The sequence below is a fragment of the Sphingomonas beigongshangi genome (assembly GCF_016820445.1).
GTDB lineage: Bacteria > Pseudomonadota > Alphaproteobacteria > Sphingomonadales > Sphingomonadaceae > Sphingomonas > Sphingomonas beigongshangi.
In genome coordinates this window covers 490,346-512,168 of the sequence record NZ_JADHDT010000001.1, presented here as the reverse complement: position 1 = coordinate 512,168, position 21,823 = coordinate 490,346, and the positions used below count along the sequence as shown (strand labels likewise).

The 21,823-nt window shown below is 70.2% G+C and carries 17 protein-coding genes; 13 read left to right on the top strand and 4 right to left on the bottom strand.

Translation table 11 applies throughout. The annotated features are described in order from the left end of the window. Positions 1–86 precede the first annotated feature (86 nt). The 12 genes from IQ292_RS02375 to IQ292_RS02320 all read left to right on the top strand — a co-directional run bounded on the left by IQ292_RS02375 (position 87) and on the right by IQ292_RS02320 (position 16,521). Positions 87–797, top strand: a complete 711-nt coding sequence (locus tag IQ292_RS02375) for a response regulator (protein ID WP_203308693.1) — start codon at positions 87–89, stop codon at positions 795–797. After that, positions 794–2,104: an ATP-binding protein gene (locus tag IQ292_RS02370; protein WP_203308692.1), complete on the top strand. Its 1,311-nt coding sequence runs from the start codon at positions 794–796 to the stop codon at positions 2,102–2,104. Before IQ292_RS02375 ends, IQ292_RS02370 begins: the two co-directional genes overlap by 4 nt. A 327-nt stretch (positions 2,105–2,431) precedes the next feature. After that, positions 2,432–3,133 carry a carbonic anhydrase gene (locus IQ292_RS02365; protein ID WP_203308691.1) on the top strand — a complete coding sequence of 234 codons (702 nt, stop codon included), beginning with the start codon at positions 2,432–2,434 and terminating at the stop codon, positions 3,131–3,133. Further along, positions 3,133–4,641, top strand: coding sequence for a SulP family inorganic anion transporter (locus tag IQ292_RS02360; RefSeq protein ID WP_203308690.1), 1,509 nt, complete (start codon positions 3,133–3,135; stop codon positions 4,639–4,641). The genes IQ292_RS02365 and IQ292_RS02360 overlap by 1 nt, the downstream gene beginning before the upstream one ends. 293 nt (positions 4,642–4,934) lie before the next feature. Then, positions 4,935–5,795, top strand: a complete 861-nt coding sequence (locus IQ292_RS02355; protein WP_203308689.1) for a TorF family putative porin — start codon at positions 4,935–4,937, stop codon at positions 5,793–5,795. 76 nt (positions 5,796–5,871) lie between these two features. After that, complete coding sequence (locus IQ292_RS02350) at positions 5,872–6,990, top strand: glycoside hydrolase family 130 protein (RefSeq protein ID WP_238940718.1); 1,119 nt, start codon at positions 5,872–5,874, stop codon at positions 6,988–6,990. 120 nt (positions 6,991–7,110) lie between these two features. Next, entirely contained in the window at positions 7,111–8,679 is a 1,569-nt protein-coding gene (locus tag IQ292_RS02345) for an alpha-amylase family glycosyl hydrolase (protein WP_203308688.1), read from the top strand. 166 nt (positions 8,680–8,845) lie between these two features. Then, a complete protein-coding gene (locus IQ292_RS02340) occupies positions 8,846–9,856 on the top strand; it encodes a glycosyltransferase family 4 protein (RefSeq protein ID WP_203308687.1) in 1,011 nt (336 codons plus the stop codon). Between the two features lie 180 nt (positions 9,857–10,036). Continuing rightward, the gene (locus IQ292_RS02335; RefSeq protein WP_203308686.1) at positions 10,037–11,695 is read left to right on the top strand and encodes an efflux MFS transporter permease; all 1,659 of its coding nucleotides are present in this window, start codon (positions 10,037–10,039) and stop codon (positions 11,693–11,695) included. After that, complete coding sequence (locus IQ292_RS02330; protein ID WP_203308685.1) at positions 11,692–12,858, top strand: HlyD family secretion protein; 1,167 nt, start codon at positions 11,692–11,694, stop codon at positions 12,856–12,858. The genes IQ292_RS02335 and IQ292_RS02330 overlap by 4 nt, the downstream gene beginning before the upstream one ends. After that, the gene (locus IQ292_RS02325) at positions 12,858–14,354 is read left to right on the top strand and encodes an efflux transporter outer membrane subunit (protein WP_203308684.1); all 1,497 of its coding nucleotides are present in this window, start codon (positions 12,858–12,860) and stop codon (positions 14,352–14,354) included. Before IQ292_RS02330 ends, IQ292_RS02325 begins: the two co-directional genes overlap by 1 nt. A 58-nt stretch (positions 14,355–14,412) precedes the next feature. Then, a complete protein-coding gene (locus IQ292_RS02320) occupies positions 14,413–16,521 on the top strand; it encodes an ATP-binding protein (RefSeq protein WP_203308683.1) in 2,109 nt (702 codons plus the stop codon). 97 nt (positions 16,522–16,618) lie between these two features. Here the strand turns inward: IQ292_RS02320 and IQ292_RS02315 are convergent, their stop codons facing one another. From IQ292_RS02315 to IQ292_RS02300, 4 genes are read right to left on the bottom strand one after another with little or no spacing between them, the layout of a single operon-like run. Continuing rightward, positions 16,619–17,446, bottom strand: a complete 828-nt coding sequence (locus IQ292_RS02315; RefSeq protein WP_203308682.1) for an HpcH/HpaI aldolase/citrate lyase family protein — start codon at positions 17,444–17,446, stop codon at positions 16,619–16,621. A gap of 12 nt (positions 17,447–17,458) precedes the next feature. Further along, positions 17,459–20,020, bottom strand: coding sequence for a bifunctional lysylphosphatidylglycerol flippase/synthetase MprF (mprF, locus tag IQ292_RS02310; RefSeq protein WP_203308681.1), 2,562 nt, complete (start codon positions 20,018–20,020; stop codon positions 17,459–17,461). Next, a complete protein-coding gene (locus tag IQ292_RS02305; protein WP_203308680.1) occupies positions 20,020–20,418 on the bottom strand; it encodes a DUF2147 domain-containing protein in 399 nt (132 codons plus the stop codon). Before IQ292_RS02305 ends, mprF begins: the two co-directional genes overlap by 1 nt. A 2-nt stretch (positions 20,419–20,420) precedes the next feature. Further along, the gene (locus IQ292_RS02300; protein ID WP_203308679.1) at positions 20,421–21,182 is read right to left on the bottom strand and encodes an AcvB/VirJ family lysyl-phosphatidylglycerol hydrolase; all 762 of its coding nucleotides are present in this window, start codon (positions 21,180–21,182) and stop codon (positions 20,421–20,423) included. 286 nt (positions 21,183–21,468) lie between these two features. On the opposite strand from IQ292_RS02300, the gene IQ292_RS02295 reads away from it, so the two are divergent. Continuing rightward, positions 21,469–21,822, top strand: a complete 354-nt coding sequence (locus IQ292_RS02295) for a hypothetical protein (protein ID WP_203308678.1) — start codon at positions 21,469–21,471, stop codon at positions 21,820–21,822. The last annotated feature ends 1 nt before the right edge of the window (position 21,823 follow it).

Sequence of the window (21,823 nt, the reverse complement as noted above, 5' to 3'; positions counted from 1 at the left end):
TTGCCGCCGATCGGCCGGCGCGTAAGATATTGTGTCCAAGTCGGCCTCTGTTGACCCGAACGGGCGCGCGGCCTACCTCTCCGGCCATGACCGCCCCCACCATCCTCCTGGTCGAGGACGATCCCGCGCTGCGCACGCTGACCACCCGCGCGTTGCAGGAGAACGGCTATCTCGTCCGCCCCGCCTCCGCCGCGCCGGAGATGTGGCTGGCGCTGGAGGCCGGGCCCGTCGATCTCGTGCTGCTCGACATCATGCTGCCGGGCACCAGCGGCATCGACCTGTGCCGTGCGCTCCGCCAGAAGAGCGAGGTGCCGATCATCTTCATCAGCGCCAAGGGCAGCGAGACCGACCGCGTCGTCGGTCTGGAGCTCGGCGCGGACGACTATCTGCCCAAGCCGTTCGGGACGCGCGAGCTGATCGCCCGCGTCCGCGCGGTGCTGCGCCGCGGCCAGCTGGAGCGGCGGAGCGGCGAGCGCGAGGACGGCGTGCTGAGCTTCGACGGCTGGACGGTGACGCTGCCGCGCCGCGAGCTGACGTCGCCGACCGGCGCGGTCGTCGACCTGACCGGCGCGGAGTTCGACCTGCTCGTCGCGCTCGCCGAACATGCCGGCCGCGTCATCGCGCGCGAGCGGCTGATCGAATTGTCGCGCACGCGGCTGGGCGACAGTTCCGACCGCAGCATCGACGTGCTGATCAGCCGCCTGCGCCGCAAGCTGTCGAATGCGGGACAGGACGCACCGATCATCACCGTGCGCGGCGTCGGCTATATGTTCAACACCGAGGTGACGCGCCGTTGAGGCGATTGCTGCGGCCCTCGATCGGCCTGATCGGGCAGATCGTCGCGATCCTGCTGCTGACCATGGTGATCGAATTCGGCGTCTCGACGCTGCTCTACGAGCGCGCGAGCCAGTTCTCCGTCCGCGACGACGAGGCGCGGCGGCTCGCCGAGCATCTCGTCATCGCCCGCCGCCTCGTCGCCGAACAGCCGGCGATGCGCCGCGCCGAGATGGCGGAGGACCTGACCACCGAACGCTATGCGCTGCACTGGCAGCAGTCGCTGCCCGCGCCGCCGCCGATCGCCCCCGCGCTCGACAGCATGCGGCACCAGGTCATAGAATGGGAGCCGTCGCTCGCGCGGTCCGACCTCCGGCTGCGGCTGAGCTCGCCCGGACGCAGTTCGGTGGTGACCGGCGGCCTGCAACTGCCCGATGGCAGCTGGCTCTACTTCCGCACGCTGGAGCCGCTGCAGAACCTCAACCTCGCCGCGGAGCGCATCCTGCTCGCGCTGATCCCGGCGCTCGCGCTGATGCTGCTCGGCGGGTTGCTGATCCAGCAGATGCTGCGGCCGATGCGCAACCTCGCCGCCGCGGCGGACCGGTTCGGCGACGGCGTCCATGCGCCGGTGCCGGAGGACGGGCCGGGCGAGGTGCGTCGCGTCGTCGCCGCCTTCAACCGCATGGCGGGGCGCATCCAGCGGCTGATCGCCGACCGGACGCAGGCGCTGGCCGCGGTCGGCCACGACCTGCGCACGCCGCTCGCCCGGCTGCGGCTTCGCGCGGACGGCGTGGAGGATCCCGCGGTGCGCGCCGCGATCGGCCGGGACCTCGGCGAGATGGAGGCGATGATCGCCTCGCTGCTCGCCTTCCTGGGCGGCGACAGCGATCCGGAAAAACCGGTGCTGACGGACATCGCCGTCGTCTGCGCGACGTTGATCGACGATGTCGAGGACCGCGACCTGCCGGGGTCCTATGAAGGGCCGAACCATTGCGAGGTGCGCGTGCGGCCGGTCGCGTTCAAGCGCGCGCTCGGCAACCTCGTCGAGAATGCCGTCCATTACGCCGGCAACGTCGTCATCCGGCTCGACAGCAAGAGCGAGGGCGTGGCGATCGCGGTCGAGGACGACGGCCCCGGCATTCCCGAGGAGCAGCTCAAGCGCGTGCTCGAACCCTTCGTCCGCCTTGACACGGCGCGACCGCGCGACACGGTGGGGTTCGGCCTGGGGCTGCCGATCGTCGCCAAGATCGTCGCGGGGGAGGGCGGGACGCTCAGCCTCGCCAACCGGGCCGAGGGCGGCTTACGCGCGACGATCTTCCTGCCGCGGTAGAGCATGATGACTCACCATTGATCCGTCATTGCGAGCAGAGCGAAGCAATCCAGAGCCGGACCAGCAAGGCCTGGATTGCTTCGCTACGCTCGCAATGACGGAGTGGTTCGACCTGATGTCATCCCGCTCTAACGTGCGATCCAGCGATGCTGGATCGGGCCGGTGCCGGCCCCCGCCCCCCCCGCACAAGGACCGGACGCCGGGACGGTTTCTCCGCCACTTCTTCCCGGCAACACTTTCTCACATCGGCGCGGCGTGTCAGCAAAACGGGCCACGTACATACTCCCCGCAAGACCCGCTGGCGGGTTTCGAGGAGGAGTATCAACCATGAACAACGAAGTGATCGGCCGCGTCCTCGCCTTCGAAAAGAAGGTGTTCCAGGATCAGCAGGCGCTCTATTCCAATCTCGCGCTCAACGGGCAGAGCCCGAAGGCGCTGATCATCTCCTGCTCCGATTCGCGCATCGTGCCCGAGCACATCATGCAGGCGCAGCCGGGCGATCTGTTCGTCTGCCGCAACGCGGGCAATATCGTCCCTCCCTTCGCGCAGCCCAGCGGCGGCACCACCGCGACGGTCGAATATGCGATCTCCGTGCTCGGCGTGCGCGACATCATCGTCTGCGGCCATTCCGACTGCGGCGCGATGAAGGGTCTGTCGGGCGACCCCGCCGCGCTGTCGTCGGTGCCCAACGTCGCGCAGTGGCTGCGCCACGGTGCCGCGGCGCGCCAGGTCGTCGACCGCAGCTATCCGGAGTTGACCGACGGCGAGCGCGTGCGCGCGCTGAGCCTGGAGAATGTGGTCGCACAGATCGCCAACCTGCGCACCCATCCGTCGGTCGCGGCCGGCATCGCGCGCGGCGACATCTCCCTGCACGGCTGGTTCGTCGACATCCACGAGGGCAACGTCCTGGGTCTGGACGGGAACACGGGCAAGTTCGTGGTGATCCGCGAGGGCGAGCCCTTCCCGGTCGCGCTGCCCGCCGCCGAGCGGCGCGCGAGCGACGTCGAATTCGCCCAGGCCGCGGAGTGATGCGCGGATTGAAACTGCCCTCGACGGCGATGCTGACGCGGGACTTCACCGCGTCCATCGTCGTCTTCCTCGTCGCGATGCCGCTGTGCATGGGCATTGCGGTCGCGTCCGGCGTGCCGCCGGAAAAGGGGCTGATCACCGGCATCATCGGCGGCATCGTCGTGGGTGCGCTGGCGGGCTCGCCGCTGCAGGTCAGCGGTCCCGCCGCCGGCCTGGCGGTGGTCGTGTTCGAGCTGGTGCGCGACCACGGCATGTCCGCGCTGGGCCCGATCCTGATCATTGCCGGCGTGATCCAGTTCGTCGCCGGCGTGCTGCGGCTGGGCGGCTGGTTCCGCGCGATCAGCCCGGCGGTCGTCCATGGCATGCTCGCCGGCATCGGCCTGTTGATCGTGGTCGGCCAGTTCCACGTCCTGTTCGACGCCAAGCCGCTGCCCTCGGGCATCCAGAACCTGTTCGCCATGCCCGGCCGCCTGCTGGGCCTGTCCCCCGACAACATCCAGGCCGCCGAACTCGCCTTCGGCATCGGCATGCTGACGATCGTCTGCATGATCGGCTGGGAAAAGGTCCGGCCTGCGTCGCTTAAGCTCGTCCCCGGCGCGCTCGTCGGCGTGCTCGCGGGTACCTTCACCGCCATGGCCTTCGGAATCGAGGTCGCGCGCGTCAGCGTGCCGGAATCGATCACCGCGGCGATCAGCCTGCCGGGCAACGACATGGTCGCGCGGTTCATGGATCCGTCGATCCTCGCCGCGGCGCTCGCCATCGCCTTCATCGCCAGCGCGGAGACGTTGCTGTCGGCGGCGGCGGTGGACCGGATGCATGACGGGCCGCGCACCAACTACAACAAGGAACTGCGGGCGCAGGGCGTCGGCAACCTGCTGTGCGGCATCGCCGGCGCCCTGCCGATGACCGGCGTCATCGTGCGATCGTCGGCCAACGTCCAGGCGGGGGCGAAGAGCCGCGCGTCGACGATGCTGCACGGGACGTGGATCCTGGGCTTCGTCGCGCTGCTGCCCTGGGTATTGCGCGAGATCCCGATGGCGGCGTTGGGCGCGATCCTTGTCGTCACCGGCTGGCGGCTCGTCAGCCTCCACCATGCAAGGCATCTGTTCACGCATTATGGCGTGCTGCCCGCCTTCATCTGGCTGGCGACGCTCGTCACCGTGGTCGCGGCGGACCTGCTCACCGGCGTGCTGGTCGGCATCGGCCTGTCGCTGCTCGAACTGGTCCCGAACCTGACGCGGCTCAGGCTGAAGGTGTCGGAAGGCGAGGCCGCTGGCGGCCATGCCATAGGCCTCGCCGGCGCGGCGACGTTCGTCTCGCTGCCGAAGCTGTCCGACACGCTCGATCGGGCGCCGACCGGCCCGGTGCGGCTCGACGTCAGCGATCTGAAGACCGTCGACCATACGTGCGCGGAGTTCATCAAGGACTGGTTCCAGCGCCGCCGCGCCGCCGGCGACGCGGTGGAGGTGTTCGGCGCCAGCGGCAAGGTCGCCGCGCTGGCGCACTGACGCGACTAGGCCGCAAGCACCCTCGCATGGCCTCCCCTGCCGTCCGTGCCGGTCCATCCCCCAGAGGCCGGCACGGACGGATTTTTTCTCCCCGGAGAGAGCGCCAAAGCATTCGACCATGTGACGTGACGCGCGGCAACATTTCGTCACGTCGAAGCAACCCGCGGGCAGCTTTGCTGCACTAGCGAGGACCGTGCCCGGGAACGACCGGCGATCCGTCTCATCCTCCTCCGAGACGAGCGCGCTGGCGGGCCCGGGCGCAGGAGGGACCTCACGCATGTGAAAGGGGTCCCATGAAGTCCTATATCTTCGCCGCGGCCATGGCGGCCGCGTTGTCTCTCTTCCTGACCGCCGCGCCCGTCGCCGCGCAGGATACCGCGCCTCCCAGGCCCGTCACCGTCACGGGCAGCGTCGCGCTCGTCTCCGACTATCGCTTTCGCGGCGTGTCGCAGTCCGACGAGGAGATGGCGATCCAGGGCGGCCTCACGATCGCGCATGAAAGCGGTCTGTACGTCGGCACCTGGGCGTCGAACCTCGCGGGCTGGGGGACGTTCGGCGGCGCAAACATGGAGCTCGACCTGATCGGGGGGTTCAAGACGCCGGTCGGCAACGGCGGCACGCTGGACATCGGCCTGACCTGGTACATGTATCCCGGCGGCGCATCGAAGACCGACTTCGCCGAACCCTATGTGAAGCTGTCGGGAACGCTCGGCCCGGCGACGCTGCTGGCGGGAGTTGCCTATGCGCCGAAGCAGCAGGCGCTCGGCAACTGGTATGCGACCGGCGCGGCAGCGCAGTCCGGGATCTACACGCGGCCGGGCGACAAGCAGGACAATCTGTACCTGTGGGGCGACGCCGCCGCCGGCATTCCGTCGACGCCGCTGACCGCCAAGGCGCATATCGGCTATTCGAAGGGCAATCCCGGCCTTGGCCCCAACGGCACGTCGGTGGCGCCGACCGGCAAATACTGGGACTGGATGCTCGGCGCCGACCTGGCGGTGAAGGGCACGCCGCTGACGTTGGGCGTCGCCTATGTCGATACCGACATCGGCAGGCGCGAGTCGGCCTATCTGCTGCCCAACTTCTCGTCGACCAAGGACGGCGGACCGATCGCGGGGCCGCAGGTGGTGTTCTCGGTGACGGCCGCGTTCTGAACCATCGCCCCTCCCCGTGGGGCGGGGAGGGGCAGCATCGCGGGAACCCATCGTCGGCCGCCGCGCTTCACGCGGCATGATCCACGCCGATACGCTGATCTTCACCCCCGACGACGTCGACCTCGCCCGCTCGCCGCTGCGCCGCGGCATCGCGGAGCCGACCTATGTGCTCGGAGCGTTCAACCCGGGCTTCACGCGGCTGCCGAGCGGCAACCTGCTGCTGATGGTCCGCATCGCGGAGGCCCTGTCGGAGCCGGTGCGCGACGGCCATGTCCGGGCGATCCGCTGGACGCCCGAAGGCTATCGGCTCGACGCATGGCCGCTCGCCGACGTGGACATGGCCGATCCGCGCCAGTTCGAGATCAAGGGCCGCCGCCATCGCGTGCTGGGCCTCACCTCGCTGTCCTGGCTGCTGCCGGTGGAGCTCGATCCCGCCGGCGAACGCATCGTGCGCGTCCATTACGACCGGGCGATCGAACCCGCCGCCTCCTACCAATGTTACGGCGTCGAGGACGCGCGGATCACGCACATCGGCGACACCTGGTACATGACGACGTGTTCGGTCGGCGCGGAGCGGCATTGCACCAGCCTGCACACGTCGCGCGACGGGCTGACCTATCGGCTCGACGGCATCGTCCTCGACCATCAGAACAAGGACATGATCCTGTTCGAGGGGCTGGTCCGCGACCGGTTCATCGCGCTGACCCGTCCACTCGGCGAAGTCTATTTCGCCTATCCGCCGGACAGCGAATGGGTCGGCGGGCCGTCGATCAACTTCGCGCAGAGTCCCGACGCGCTGCACTGGAAGCCGCTCGACGCGCCGGGTCTGCGCGCGCGCAAGGGCTCGACCTCCGCGATGAAGATCGGTGGCGGCACGCAGCCAGTGCTGACGGACCACGGCTGGATGATGATCTATCACGGCGTCGAGGCGCGCGAGACGGTGGGCATCTATCGCAGCTTCTGGGCGCTGCTCGATCGCGACGACCCGTCGCGCATCCTGCGGATCGAGGACGACGTCCCCCTGCTTGAGGCCGATCCGGCGTTGACCGCGCCGATCGCGCACCAGATGTATCTGCCGACGCCGGTCGTCTTTTCGACGGGGCTGGTCGACGATGGCGATGCCTATCTGGTCGCGAGCGGCGAGGCGGACCTGGCATGCCGGATGACGCGCATCGCCAAGACGCGCTTCGCCTGAACGGAACCGTTACGCCCGCGCACCGTTCCGCCTGCGCCTGTCGGAGCGGCCGGTCCCTCCCCTTCGAAGCGAGGATCACCGCTCCGGCAGGCTTGGGCGCGGACGGGGGTGCGAAGGCCAATGGCGACGTGGTGGCAATCGGGCGCGATCTATCAGGTCTATCCGCGCTCGTTCCAGGACAGCGACGGCGACGGCATCGGCGACCTCAAGGGGATCGAGGCGCGGCTCGACCATCTCGTCGCGCTGGGCGTGGATGCGCTGTGGATCTCGCCGATCTTCCCGTCGCCGATGGCCGACTTCGGCTATGATGTCGCCGACTATTGCGACGTCGATCCGCGCTTCGGCACGCTCGGGGATTTCGACGAGCTGCTCGCGGCGGCGCATGCGCGCGGGCTGAAGGTGCTGCTCGACTTCGTGCCCAACCATTCGTCGAGCGCGCATCCGTGGTTCCGCGAGAGCCGCGCGTCGCGCTACAATCCGAAGCGCGACTGGTACATCTGGCGCGATCCCGCGCCGGACGGCGGCCCGCCCAACAACTGGATCAGCGATTTCGGCGGCTCCGCCTGGGAATGGGACGCGGTCACCGGCCAATATTACTACCACGCCTTCCTCAAGGAACAGCCCGACCTCAACTGGCGCAACCCCGCGCTGCGCGCGGCGATGATGGACGTGCTGCGCTTCTGGTTCGACCGCGGCGTCGACGGCTTCCGCATCGACGTGCTGTGGCACATGGTGAAGCATGCGCAGTTTCCGGACAATCCGCCCAACCCCGCCTACCGGCCGGAGATGGGCGGGATGCACGCGGTGCTGCAGCTGCATTCCACCGACCAGCCGGAGGTGCATGCCATCGCCGCCGAGATGCGGCGGATCGCCGACGGCTATGACGGCGACCGCGTGCTGATCGGCGAGATCTACCTGCCGGTCGAACGCCTGATGCACTATTACGGGCGGGAGGCGCCGGAGGTGCACCTGCCCTTCAACTTCCAGCTGATCGAGGCGACCTGGGACGCGCGGCATCTCGCCGCCCTGATCGACGAATATGAGCGCGCGCTGCCACCCGGCGGCTGGCCCAACTGGGTGCTCGGCAATCACGACCGGCCGCGGATCGCGAGCCGCGTCGGGGAACGCCAGGCGCGCGTCGCGGCCATGCTGCTGCTGACGCTGCGCGGCACGCCGACGATCTATTACGGCGACGAGATCGGCCTCGCCGACGTCGCCATCCCGCGCGACCGGGTGCAGGACCCGCGCGAACTGCGCGAGCCCGGCCTCGGCCTCGGTCGCGACCCCGTCCGTACGCCGATGCCGTGGAACGACAGCGAGCATGCCGGCTTCACCAGCGGCGAGCCCTGGCTGCCGCTCGGCCCGGACTGGTCCACGCGCAACGTCGCCGCGCAGGGCGGCGACGAGGCGTCGATGCTCGCGCTCTACCGGCGCCTGCTGCACCTGCGGCGCAAGCACGCCGCGCTCGCGGTCGGCGACTTCCGCCTGATCGAGGCGGAGGGCGACGTCCTCGCGTTCGAACGGCGGCATGGCGACGAGCGGATCGTCGTCGCGCTCAATCTGGGTGCCGAGCCGCAACCGTTCGCGCTGCCGGAAGGGGACGTCCTGGCGAGCACACGTGGCGGGACGCCCAAGTCAGGTGTGTTGCGTGGCGACGAGGGCGTCGTGTTCCTCGCTCGGCCTGCATGACCTCCCATTTTCGCCACCCCCGCGCAGGCGGGAATGCAGAGACGCCGCCGTCCCGCTTCATGCCAGACCTGCGCGTCTGGATCCCCGCCTGGGCGGGGATGACGGCATAAGTTGATGATCGAGGACATCCCCCGCCCGATGAAGGTCGCCCGATGAAGATCGCCCCATGAAGATCGCGATGCTCGCCCCCATCTCCTGGCGCACGCCGCCGCGCCACTATGGCCCGTGGGAGCTCGTCACCAGCCTGCTGACCGAGGCGCTCGTCGCGCGCGGCGTCGATGTCACATTGTTCGCGACACAGGACAGCCAGACTGCGGGCCGTCTCGCCGGCGTCGTTCCCGCGCCTTATTCCGAAGACCCGTCGATCGACGCGAAAGTGTGGGAATACCGCCATCTGGCGCATGTCTTCGAGCATGCGGACGCGTTCGACCTGATCCACAACCAGGCGGATTTTCCCGCCCATGCCTTCGCCAATCTGGTCGACACGCCGATGGTGACGACGATCCACGGCTTCTCGTCGGACCGTATCCTGCCGATGTACAAGCCGTATGAGGATCGCGTCCATTACGTCGCGATCAGCGACGCGGACCGATCGCCGCACCTGCGCTATGCCGCGACGATCCACCACGGCATCGTGCTGGACGATTTCCCCTTCGACGCGCAGGGCAGCGAAGACCTCCTTTTTTTCGGCCGCATGCATCCCGACAAGGGCGCGGGAGAAGCGATCCGGGTGGCGCAGGCGACCGGCCGCGCGCTCGCCATGTATGGCATCGTGCAGGACCAGGGCTATTACGAGCGCGAGGTCGCGCCGCACCTGGACGGCGCGCGCATCCGCCACCCCGGCGCGGTCGGCGGTGCCGAGCGGACGCGCGCACTGGGCCAGGCGGCGGCGCTGCTGCACCTGATCAACTTCGACGAACCCTTCGGCCTGTCGGTGATCGAGGCGATGGCCTGCGGCACCCCGGTGATCGCGATCAACCGAGGCTCGATGCCGGAACTGATCGAGGACGGCGTCACCGGGTTTCTGGTCGATAGCATCGACGAGGCGATCGCCGCCGTCGGCCGCCTGGGCGAGATCGACCGTGCCGCCTGCCGCGCGGCGGTGGCGGCGCGCTTCACCGTCGAGCGGATGGCGGACCGGTACATCCAGCTCTACCGCGACATCCTGGGCGCTTGATCTTTGATGAAATCGGCGTGAGGATTTGCTCGAAACCATGGCCCCGATCCGTCCTGCCGGACGCGCGCCGGCAACGGTCAGTCCGCAGCCCCCGAGGTCGGCGTGTCCGCCGCGCGGCGGATGCCGGAACGGAACCGGCGTGACGGCACCGGCTCGCAAAGGGAGGAACCGCACGCCGCGATGCTGACCAGGTTGCGCCGTTTCCTGACCGAGGAACATTGGGAGTTCCTGCCGCACGAGCGACCGGCATTGCCTGGTTCGCCCGGCTCGGTCGAACATGCGACGCGTATCCGCGTCGCCTATGGCGTGATCGCCATCCTCGTCGGCCTGACCGGCGGGTTCGGCAACGCGCTGATCAGCGCCAACACGACGACGCTGCAGGGTGCGCTCGGCCTCGATCCCTCGGAGATCGCCTGGCTGCCGACGGTCTATGTGATGACCAACGTCAGCATCAACCTGCTGCTGATCAAGTTCCGCGCGCAATTCGGCCTGAGACCCTTCGCGCTGATCTTCCTCGGTCTCTATGTCGCGGTGACGCTGGGCCACCTGTTCGTCCGCGAATTCCAGACCGCGATCCTCGTCCGCGCGATCAGCGGCATGGCGGGTGCGCCGCTGTCCAGCCTGTGCCTCTATTACATGATGCAGGCGCTGCCGTTGAAATGGCGGCTGAAGGCGATCGTGCTCGGCATCGGCGTGCCGCAATGCGCGACGCCGCTCGCCCGCCTGTTCTCGCCCGAACTGCTCGCCATGTCGCAATGGCGCGAGCTCTACCTGTTCGAACTTGGCCTCTCCCTGATGAGCTTCGCCGCGGTGGCGCTGCTGCGCCTGCCGCCGACGACGCGGTCGAAGGCGTTCGAGCGGCTCGACTTCGTCACCTTTGCGCTGTTCGCCGTCGCGATGGCGCTGATCGCGGCGGTGCTCGGCCTGGGTCGCTACGTCTGGTGGACGAATGCCGCCTGGATCGGCTGGGCATTGCTTGCCGCGATCCCGATGCTCGCCGCCGCGCTGGTCATCGAACACAATCGCGCCAATCCGCTGCTCAACACGCGCTGGCTCGGCAGCGCCGACATCCTGCGCTTCGCGATCGTCACGATCATGGCGCGCATCGTCCTGTCCGAACAGACCTATGCCGCGGTCGGCCTGCTGACCGTGCTCGGCCAGAACAACGATCAGCTCGGCACGTTCTTCACCGTCATCTTCCTTTGCTCGGCGGCGGGCGTCGCGCTCAGCGCGATCACGCTGGACACGGACCGCACCGCGCATCCGATCATGCTCGCGGTCGGTCTGGTCGCGATCGCCGCCTGGGCGGACAGCTATTCGACCAGCCTGACGCGCGCGCCGCAAATGTACTGGACGCAGGGGCTGATCGCCTTCGCCGGCACCTATTTCCTGGGGCCGGCTTTGCTCTTCGGCATGCTGCGCGCGCTGCAGCAGGGCGCGGGCCACGTGATCAGCTTCATCGCGGTGTTCGGTATCGTCAACGGCATCGGCGGCCTGGCCGGATCGGCGCTGCTCGGCACCTACCAGATCGTCCGCGAGAAGGCGAACAGCGCCGGGCTCGTCCAGGCGATCGACCCGACCGACCCGATCGTCACGCAGCGGCTGGCGGCGGGCGGGCAGGCGGTGGCGCGTGTCGTCGGCGATCCCGCGCTGCGCAGCGCGGAGGGCGGCGCGCTGCTGTCGCAGACCGCGACGCGCGAGGCGAACGTGCTCGCCTATGACGACACGTTCCGCCTCGTCGCCGTGCTGGCGGCCGCGACGTTCGTCTACCTTCTTTTCCTCCTGATCCGCCGCGCCTACCGTGCCAGACGCGCAACGCCGGCAGGGGCCTCAGCATGACCGACACCCGTAGTTCCGCAAGCCAGAACCCTGTCGATTCGGCACCCGCCACCGACGAGGCGCGCGCCGAAGCGGCGGCAGCCGCCGCGGCGCCGGCCAGTTCCGGCTGGCGCCCGACCCCCCCCAGCCGAACGGCCACGATCGTCATCGTGATCATCGCCGTGGCGGGCCTTCTCGCGGTGCTCGCAGCCTGGCGCCTGCCGCCCTTCGCCACCGCCTACCAGTCCACCGACAATGCCTATGTGCGCGGACGCACGACGGTGATCGCGCCGCAGGTGTCGGGCTATGTCACGCAGGTGCTCGTCCGCGACTTCGAGCAGGTCACCGCCGGCCAGCCGCTGGTTCGGATCGACGACCGCATCTACCGCCAGCGGGTCGACCAGGCGGCGGCGCAGGTGTCGGCGCAGGCGGCGACGCTCGCCAACGCGCAGCAGTCCGAGCGCAGCCGCGAGGCGAGCCTCGCCGCGCAGAATGCCGCCGTCGCCAACGCCGAGGCGCAGTTGATGCGCGCGCAGGCGGACATGGCGCGCGTCAACGACCTGGTGAAGGACGGCTCCGTTTCCCTGCGCGAGCGCGACCAGACGCTCGCTGCGCTGCGCCAGGCGCAGGCCGGCGTGCAGCAGGCGAATGCCGCGCGCGAGATCGCCCGGCAGGATATCCGCACCGTCCAGGTCGGCCGCGGCGGCCAGCGCGCCGGCGTGTCGGGGGCGGAGGCCGCGCAGCGCCTGGCGCAGATCGACCTGGCCAATACGGTGGTCCGCGCGCCGGAGACCGGGCGCCTGTCCGAGGTGGGTGTGCGCGTCGGCCAATATGTGACCGCCGGCTCGCAGCTGATGTTCCTCGTGCCCCCCGAAACCTGGGTGATCGCCAATTTCAAGGAGGCGCAGACCGCCCGGATGATCGTCGGCCAGCCGGCCAGCTTCACCGTCGACGGCCTCGCCAATGCGCGGCTGACCGGCCGGGTCGAGCGCATCTCGCCCGCGGCGGGCTCGGAATTCGCGGTGCTGAAGGCGGACAATGCGACGGGCAATTTCACCAAGGTGCCGCAACGCATCGCGGTGCGCATCCGCATCGATCCCGGCCAGCCGCTGATGCAGCGCCTGCGCCCGGGCATGTCGGTCCAGGCGCGCGTCGACACCTCCTCCGGCCCGACGGTGCGATGATGGGGGACGGACGCGGCGCGCGACGCGATCTCCTGTTCAGTGGCGAGGGTCGGGGAACGGGAAGAGGCGCGGCCATAGCGGACACCGGATCGCGTCGCCGCGTCTTCGCGCGCACGTTTGCCGCATTGGCGGCGAGCGCGATCCTGGCGGGCTGTATCGGTCCGCGCCCCGCGCCGCCCGCCGCCAGCGCGGTCGCACCGCCGCCGGGATGGCGCACCGCGCTCGGGCCCGGCGCGCCGATCCGCGCCGACTGGTGGACCGCCTTCGGCGACCCCGTGCTCGCCGATCTCGTCGCCCGAGCGCTGGCCAACAACGTCGATATCGCCACCGCCGCGGCGCGCGTCGAGGAAGCGCGCGCGTCGCTGCGCCTCGCCCGCGCGCAGCAGACACCGCTCATCGGAGGACAGGTGCCATCGACCAGCGGTCAGACGGTGAGTCCGTTCGGCACGCCCAGCGACGCGATCGGGGCCGTCCCCGCGATCACCGCCAGCTACGACCTCGACCTGTTCGGCCGGCTGCGCCAGGCGAGCCGCGCGGCGCGGGCACAGGCGCTCGCCAGCGAGGGCGCGCGCGACACGGTGCGCCTTGCCGTCGCGAGCGGCGTCGCCACCGGCTATGTCACGCTGCGCGCGCTCGACCAGCGGCTGGCGGTGGCGCGCGAGACGCTCGCCGCCCGTGCGGAGGGTCTGCGCATCGCGCGGCGGCGCGCGGAGACGGGCTATACCTCCAACCTGGAACTGCATCAGGCGGAGGCGGAATATCAGGCGACGCTGCAGCTCGTGCCCGCCGCCGAACTCGCCGTCAGCCGCCAGGAGAATGCGCTGAGCCTGCTGCTCGGCGAGGCGCCGGCCGCCATTCCGCGCGGCCTGCCGCTCGACCGGCTGCTGACGCCGCCGATCCCCGACGGGCTGCCGGCCGACCTGCTGCGCCGCCGGCCCGACCTGTTCCAGGCCGAACAGACGCTGGTCGCCGCCGATCGCACGCTCGACAGCGCGCGCGCGGCGATGCTGCCCAATATCGCGCTCACCGGCACGGCGGGCGTGACGCTGTCGACCGTGCTTGCGAAGCCGATCGGCGTGTTCACTTTGGGCGCGAGCATCCTGTCGCCGATCCTCGACGGCGGGCGCCTGCGCGCGCAGGCGGACGTCGCGACCGCGCGACGCGACCAGGCGGCCTTCACCTACCGCCGCACCGCGCTCACCGCCTTTCGCGAGGTGGACGACGCGCTGGCGGGCGTGCGCCGGTCGGGCGAACAGGCGGCCGCGCTCGGCGGCCAGGTCGACGCGCTCGCGGCCGCGCTGCGCAACGCCAGCAACCGCTATCGCGCGGGCTACAGCAGCTATATCGACCAGCTCGACGCGCAGCGCGGGCTGCTCGCGGCGCAGCTGTCGCTGGTGCAGGCGCGCGCCGATCGCCTCAACGCCTATGTCGCACTGTACCAGGCGATGGGCGGCGGCTGGAGCGCCGACGACGTCGCGGCGACGCGGCGGCCATGACGATGAACCGCTGCGGGCCTAAGGGATCGTCCCTGCATCACGGTCGTTGCCGCGCTCGATGACACAGGACACACGTCATGCGGAGGACGCCGTCGCCAACGGACCGTCCAGCGTCGGCAGCTGGGACTGGGACGTCGGAGCCAACCGGATCACGGCGGATCCCGGGTTCGCCCTGCTCTACGGCGTGCCGGTCGACGTGGCGCAGGCGGGCGCACCCATCGAGCGGTTCTTCGCCGGCATCCATCCGGACGACCGTGCGCGGGTCGAGGCCGAGGTCGCGCGGACCGTCGTCGAACGGGGCGAGTTCGTCAGCGAATATCGTCTCGTCCAGCCGGACGGCCGCAGCCGCTGGGTGATGGCGCAAGGCCGCTGCGTGACCGAAGCGGGCGGCGAGGGGCTGCGCTTCCCGGGCATCAGCTTCGACATCGATGCGCGCAAGCGGTCGGAACTGCGCCTCGCCGCGCTGCTCGAACTCAACGACCGTCTACGCGAGCCGGGCGATGCCGCGGATCTCGCCTATGCGGCGGCGGAGATCCTCGGCCGCCTGTTCGAGGTCAGCCGCGCCGGCTACGGCACGATCGACCGCGCGGCGGAGACGATCGTGACCGAGCGCGCCTGGTGCGCACCCGGCATCAGTCCGCTGCCCGGCATCCTCCATTTCCGCGACTATGGCTCGTATATCGAGGATCTGAAGCGCGGCGACACGGTCGCGATCGGCAACGCCTATGAGGACCCGCGCACGCGCGACACCGCGGAGGGGTTGAAGGGGCTGTCCGCGCTGTCGTTCATCAACATGCCGGTGACCGAGCAGGGCGGCTTCGTCGCGCTCCTCTACCTCAACAATGCGGTGCCGCGCGCCTGGCTGGCGGAGGAGGTCATCTTCGTCCGCGACGTCGCGGAACGGACGCGCGATGCGGTGGAGCGTCGCCGCGCCGAGAGCGAGCTCGCCGCGCTGACCGCCTCGCTGGAAGCGCAGGTCGAGGCGCGCACCGCCGAGCTGATGGCGGCCGAGGAGCATCTGCGCCAGGCGCAGAAGATGGAGGCGGTGGGACAGCTGACCGGCGGCCTCGCCCACGATTTCAACAATATGCTGACCGGCATCTCGGGCGCGCTGGAGATGATGCAGGTGCGCATCCGCCAGGGGCGGATCGGCGAGCTCGACCGCTATGCCACCGCGGCGCAGGGCGCCTCGAAGCGCGCCGCCGCGCTGACGCACCGGCTGCTCGCCTTCTCGCGGCGCCAGACGCTCGACCCCAAGCCGACCGACGTCAATCGCCTGGTCGCCGACCTGCACGATCTCGTGCAGCGCACGGTCGGGCCGGCGATCGAGGTGGAGCTGGTCGGGCAGGCGGGCCTGTGGCCCGCGATGGTCGATCCCAACCAGCTCGAGAACGCGCTGCTCAACCTGTGCATCAATGCCCGCGACGCGATGCCGGACGGCGGGCGGATCACGATCGAGACCGCCAACCGCTGGCTCGACCAGCGCGCCGCCCGCGAACGGGACCTGGCGCAGGGCCAGTATCTGTCGCTGTGCGTCACCGACACCGGCACCGGCATGACGCCGGAGGTGCAGGCGCGCGCCTTCGACCCCTTCTACACCACCAAGCCGATGGGCGAGGGGACGGGCCTGGGCCTGTCGATGATCTACGGCTTCGCACGCCAGTCGGGCGGGCAGGTGCGCATCTATTCGGAGCTGGGACAGGGCACGACGATGTGCATCTACCTGCCGCGCCACTATGGCGACGCGGACGGGGATGCGGATCCCGGCACCGGGCGGGCGCTGCCCCGCGCCGGCGAGGGCAAGGCGACGGTGATGGTCGTCGACGACGAACCGACGATCCGCATGCTCGTCGCGGAGGTGCTCGACGACATGGGCCATACGGTGCTGGAGGCGGGCGACGCAGCGGCGGCGATGCGGCTGTTCGCGACCGGCGCGCACGTCGACCTGCTCGTCACCGACGTCGGCCTGCCGGGCCAGATGAACGGCCGCCAGCTCGCCGATGCGATCCGTCTCGAGCGGCCAGGGATGAAGGTGCTGTTCATCACCGGCTATGCGGAGAATGCGGTTATCGGCAACGGTCCGCTCGCCCCGAACATGGCGCTCGTGACCAAGCCGTTCGCGATGGATCATATCGCAGACCGAATTGCGGGCCTGCTGGAGACATAGAGCCTGATCCACGTGCGTGGCGGCGGTCCCGCCCCGATTGCGCCCGCCGATCAGGCAATCGTTTCTTCCCGTCCCGCATGCGCGCCAGGGGAGCGGGTCATAGCATCGCCAGCACCCGCTCCGCCTCGGCGAGATGCAGCCGTTCGACCATCGCGCCGTCCAGCCGGATCGCACCCTTGCCCACGGCCTCGGGGGCGGCGAATGCGTCGACCACGCGTCGCGCCCAGGCGATCCGGTCCGGGTCCGGCGCGAAGGCGGCATTCGCCGCGTCGATCTGGCTCGGGTGGATCAGCGTCTTGCCGTCGAACCCCAGCATCGCGCCCTGCGCGCACTCCGCCGCCAGCCGCGCCTCGTCGCCGATCGCGTTGCACACGCCGTCGAGCACGAAGAGGTCCGCCGCGCGCGCCGCCATCACCATCTGCGTCAGCGCGGGCACCAGCGGCATCCGGTCCGCGCCCGGCCGGCACCGCATCTCCTTGGCCAGATCGTTGGTCCCGGCGATCAGCATCGTGCAGCGCACCGCCGGCGCCACGTCGACGATCTCGGCGAGGCGCAGCATGGCGTCGCACGTTTCGATCATCGCCCAGATCGGGGGGCCGTCGTCGCCGATGGCGTCCCGTGCCGCCGCGAGGTCGGCGGCGCCCCCCACCTTGGGCAGTACCACCGCCAGCGCGCCGCGCGCCGCCGCGGCATCGTCCAGTCCCCAGGGGGTGTCGAGCGCGTTGATCCGGATCGCGGCGCGCGCTCCAGCCAGCACCGCGGCCGTGGCCGCGGCGCGCGCATCCGCCTTCGCGTCCGGCGCGACGGCGTCCTCCAGGTCGAGGATCGCCGCGTCGCAGGCGAGCGTCGTCAGTTTCGCGATCGCGCGCGGGTTCGACGCGGGCAGGAACAGCACGCTGCGCCAGCGTCCCGGGTTCGTCGTCATCGCCCCTTCCTCCTATCCGCTTACCAGCCGCGCGAGATCGAGCAACGCGCGCGGCATCGCCACGCCGGGCGGCGTCGCGATGTAGCGCGCCTCCCACACGGGGCCGAACTTCGCCTTGAACGCGCGCAGCCCCGCAAAGCCGTAAAGCCGCTCGCCGTTGGCGAACAAGGCATGGCCCAGCCGCGCCCAGATCGGGGCCAGCCGCCCCGTCGGCAGGCCGGCGAGCGGCGCCATGCCGAGGTTGAACCGCGCATAACCCTGCGCCCGACCCCATTCGATCAGCCGCACCATCATCGCCTCCATCGTGCCATAGGGCGCGTCGGGCAGGTGGCGCATCAGGTCGACGGAAATCTCGGCGCCGTCGCCGGAGGACCAGATGTTGGCGAAGGCGACGATCCGCCCCTGGCACCGCACCAGCGCGACGGGAAACCGGGCGAGGTAATCGGGATCGAAGGCGCCGAGGCTGAAGCGCTTTTCGCGGCCCTTCTTGTGCGCCAGCCACGCGTCCGACACCGCGCGCAATTCCTCGACCAACAGGGGGACCGCAGACGCCGGCTCGACCGAGAAGGTCGCGCCGGCCTGCTCGCTGCGCCGGATCGCATGGCGCAGCGGCTTCGCGCGCGGTCCCGCCAACGCGAAGGTGTCGAGGGGGAGCAGCGCCTCCTCGCCATATTTGATCGGTTGCAGGCCGAGCTCGACGAAGAGGGGCAGCATCCGCTCGCTCGCCTGATAGACGCACAATCGCCCGGCCCCCGCGTCGCATGCGCGGCGGATGCTCCACGCCAGTTCGCCCCAGGCGGCAACCGGGCCGATCGGATCGCCCATTACCGTCCATGTCCGGCCCTGCACGCGATACATCAGGAACGCGTCGCCCGCCGCCGACACGATGAAGCTCTTGTCCCCCGTGAAGGCGAGGTTGGCGTCGGCACGCGGCGCTCGGGCCAGCGCGTCCAGGACTGCCGGCGGCGGGGCCGCATCGGTGACCCGAGTGGTACGGCTGCCGGTCAGCAACTGCCACGCGCTCGCCGCGGTCAGCAGCACACCCGCCGCGAAGCTTGCGCGCAGGAAGCGCGGCGCGTTGCCGTCGAGCGCGAACCGCCACCACAGATCGTCGGCATAGGGCGTCCGCTTGTAGGCGAAGAATCCGGCCCAGATACTCAGGCCCAGCGCCGCGACCGCTGCCGCCAGCCACGGCCAGCGCGGCCGGTCGGTCAGGATGCCGCCGGTGCGATAGAAACTGGGCCGGCAATATTGCAGCACGCCCGCGACGACGAGCTGCAGCAGCGCCTCCTCCCAATCCAGGCCCTTCATGAGCGAGAAGATCGCGCCACCGACCAGCAGCGCGCGCGCCGCCGCCCAGCCGGAGCGGAGGCGCGCGTTGAGCGCGGGGGCGACGAGCAGCAGCGCGGTGCCGATCAGGCTACCCGCCATGTGCGACCCCTCGATGAAGGGCAGCGGCACCAGATCGTCGAGGTCGGCGAGCCGCCCCTTCACCCCAGGCAGCGCGCCCGACACGAGCAGCACGAATCCGGCGACGAAGACGAGGGCGGTGACCGCGCCCGGGCCAAGCGCCTGTGCCGCCCTGTCGGCGATGCCCAGCGACCGGCGCAGCGGATGCCGCAGCCGCCATCCTTCGGTCGCGGCGATGCCGATCGCGGCGATCAGCAGCGGCAGCAGGTAATAGATGAGCCGATACAGGAGCAAGGCGGCGAAGATCGTCGGGCGGTCGCCGGGCACCGTCGCCAGCACCACCGTCTCGAACACGCCCAGGCCGCCGGGGACGTGCAGGACCAAAGCGACGATGACCGCGACGGCATAGGCGACGAGGAAGTCGGGATAGGCGCCGATCGCGGTGCCGGGCACCAGCACGAACAGCGCGGCGGATGCGCCCGCCAGGTCGATCAGCGACAGGCCGGTCAGGGTGGCCATGTCGCGCACCGCGGGCACCGGCATCCGCCAGCGCGAGACGCCGATGCTGGACAGCCCGCGTGCCCGCGCGATCGGCGGGATGGCGAGCATCGCGATCAGCCCGGCGCCGATCAGCCGCGCGGCGAGGGCGGGCACCGTCACCGGTCCGAGCGCGACGGCACCCGGCGTCAGCAGCAGTCCGATCCCGGCCGCACCGAAGATGCCGCCCCAGAAGGAGACGCCGGCGATGCCCGCGACCTGCGCGACCTCGCCCAGGGACAGACCCGCAGCGCCATAGATGCGCAGTCGGGCCGATCCGCCGGTCAGCACCGCCATCCCGAAATTGTGGCTGAGCGTGTAGCTGGTGAACGAGCCTGCCGCCGCGATCCGCCACGGTTGCGGTCGGCCGATCGTGCGCAGCGCGACCCAGTCGAGCCCGGTCAGCACGAGATAGCTCAGCACCGTCAGCCCCAGTGCCGCCGCGATCCTGCCGTCCGGGATGGCATGGAGCGCGGCGCGCACGTCGCGCAGATGCACCTGTTTCAGGACGATGTGCAGCGCCTCGAACCCGATCAGTGCGATCAGCGCGACCGCCGCCACCGTCAGGATGCGACGGTAGCGCGCGGCCAGCGCCAGCGCGGCATCGATCCGGGCGTTCACATCCATCAGCCGATCCGGTGCCAGACCTGCGATTTGCACAGGAAACGGCCGAGCAGGCATTGCGATATGGTCAGCCGCGCCGGGGAGTGTTGCTGGATGTGCGAGGCATAGCTGCGACCCATGTCGGGTATGAAGACGCGGCCCTCCCAATGACCCGCGCCGACCCGGCGATAATCATGGAGCAGGCGCGTGCCGACCAGCGGCGGCAGCTTCGCCTGCCGCGCCGCGGCCTGCGCATGGGCGCTCGCCCAGACGATCGTGCCGCACAGCGTGCCGTCGGGACAGGGATGGGTCTCCACGGCCAATGTGCCCTTGGGATTGCTCCAGCGCCCCATCACCGGGTCGCGGGCCGCGGGCGGTGCCTGCGCGGCGAGTGCGAACAGCATGGCGACGATTGCCGGCATGGTCAGCGGACCGCCCCCGCCGGGGCGGGCAACGCACGGCGGACCGCGTCCATTTCGTGCGCGACGAGCGCGCTGTGATCGTTTTTCAGGAAATGCCCCCCCGGCATCGCAATGACGCGCGCTTCGCGTCTATGCACCAGCGGACAGGCGCTGTCGCCTTCCTCGATGCCGTAGATGCAGGTCAGCGGCGTCCAGTCGCTTTCGTTCACCGTGTCGGCGGCGCGCGATGCGGGCTTTCCCAGATAGGCGATGCCCGACGGATCCGCGCGAAAGAATATCGTTTCGCCCGGCACGACCAGGACCACGCCCGCCACACGCGCGCGCAGGTCCGCGGGCAGCGCGATCAGGCCGGTCTGCAGGATGTCCGCGCCAAAGGACTGGCCGATCAGGACCAGCCGCTCCGCGCCCGTCCGCGCCAGGCCGGCGCGCACGCCGTCGGCGACGATGCGGTCGACCGTCGCGGCGCTGCGCCATCGGCCGAACAGCGTCGGCGTATTGATGCCGAGGACGGTGACACCCTGCGCCGCGAGCCCTTCCGTCGTCTCTGCCGCCATGCCGAAGCGCAGCCCCAGATCGCCGGAGAATACCACCGCCGCGATCGGCAGCGCGGGTGCGCGCGCCGGGTAGAGGCGCGTCGCCTCGCCGGCGAAGAAGCCAGCCGCCGTCCACAGTCCGGCCATGCCGCACGCGATCGCCGCCGCGATCCCGCCGACCGCGACGGCGCGTCGGCGCGGGCGGCGAGAGGGGGCGGACGGAGACGACATGGGGTCAGGCTCTGCGCTTTTGTTGCAGCCGCCGCAATGTCCGCAGGCCGCGAAATCACACGTCGCGCGTCGCGCCTAGATCACTGCCACCGCGGCATGCGAATGGTCCGTGACACGGACGTTTCCGCATGTTGCCGACTGTGTCTTCCGCGCAACATATCGGAAAAATGATGAAGACCACGTCACTAGGTCAGTGGTCCATCTGTTTGAAACACTCTAGGGGCGCCGATCCGGTCAGCTATGCTGCCCGAGTTGGTCGATAACAAGACATTTAGGATCAGGGACCATGACCATCGCGTACCGTCGCCAGTTGCTCGCGACCTCTCTTCTCGTCGGCGCGGCCATGCTCGCGACGCCCGCCGCCGCGCAACAGGCCGGCACCCCGGCACCCGCGGCGCAGGACCAGACGGTCCCGAACACCGGCACGCCCGCCGACACGACCAACGACCAGGCCGCCAGCCCCGCCGCGACCGGCGTCACCCCCGCTGGCGACAACGCGACGTCGACGCAAGCCCCGACGCCGGGCGGCGACATCGTCGTGACCGGTTCGCGCATCGCCTCGCCGGCCGCCGCCAGCGCGTCGCCGCTGCAGGTGATCGGCGCCGAGCAGATCCAGCAGCAGGGCGCGATCAACGTCTAGG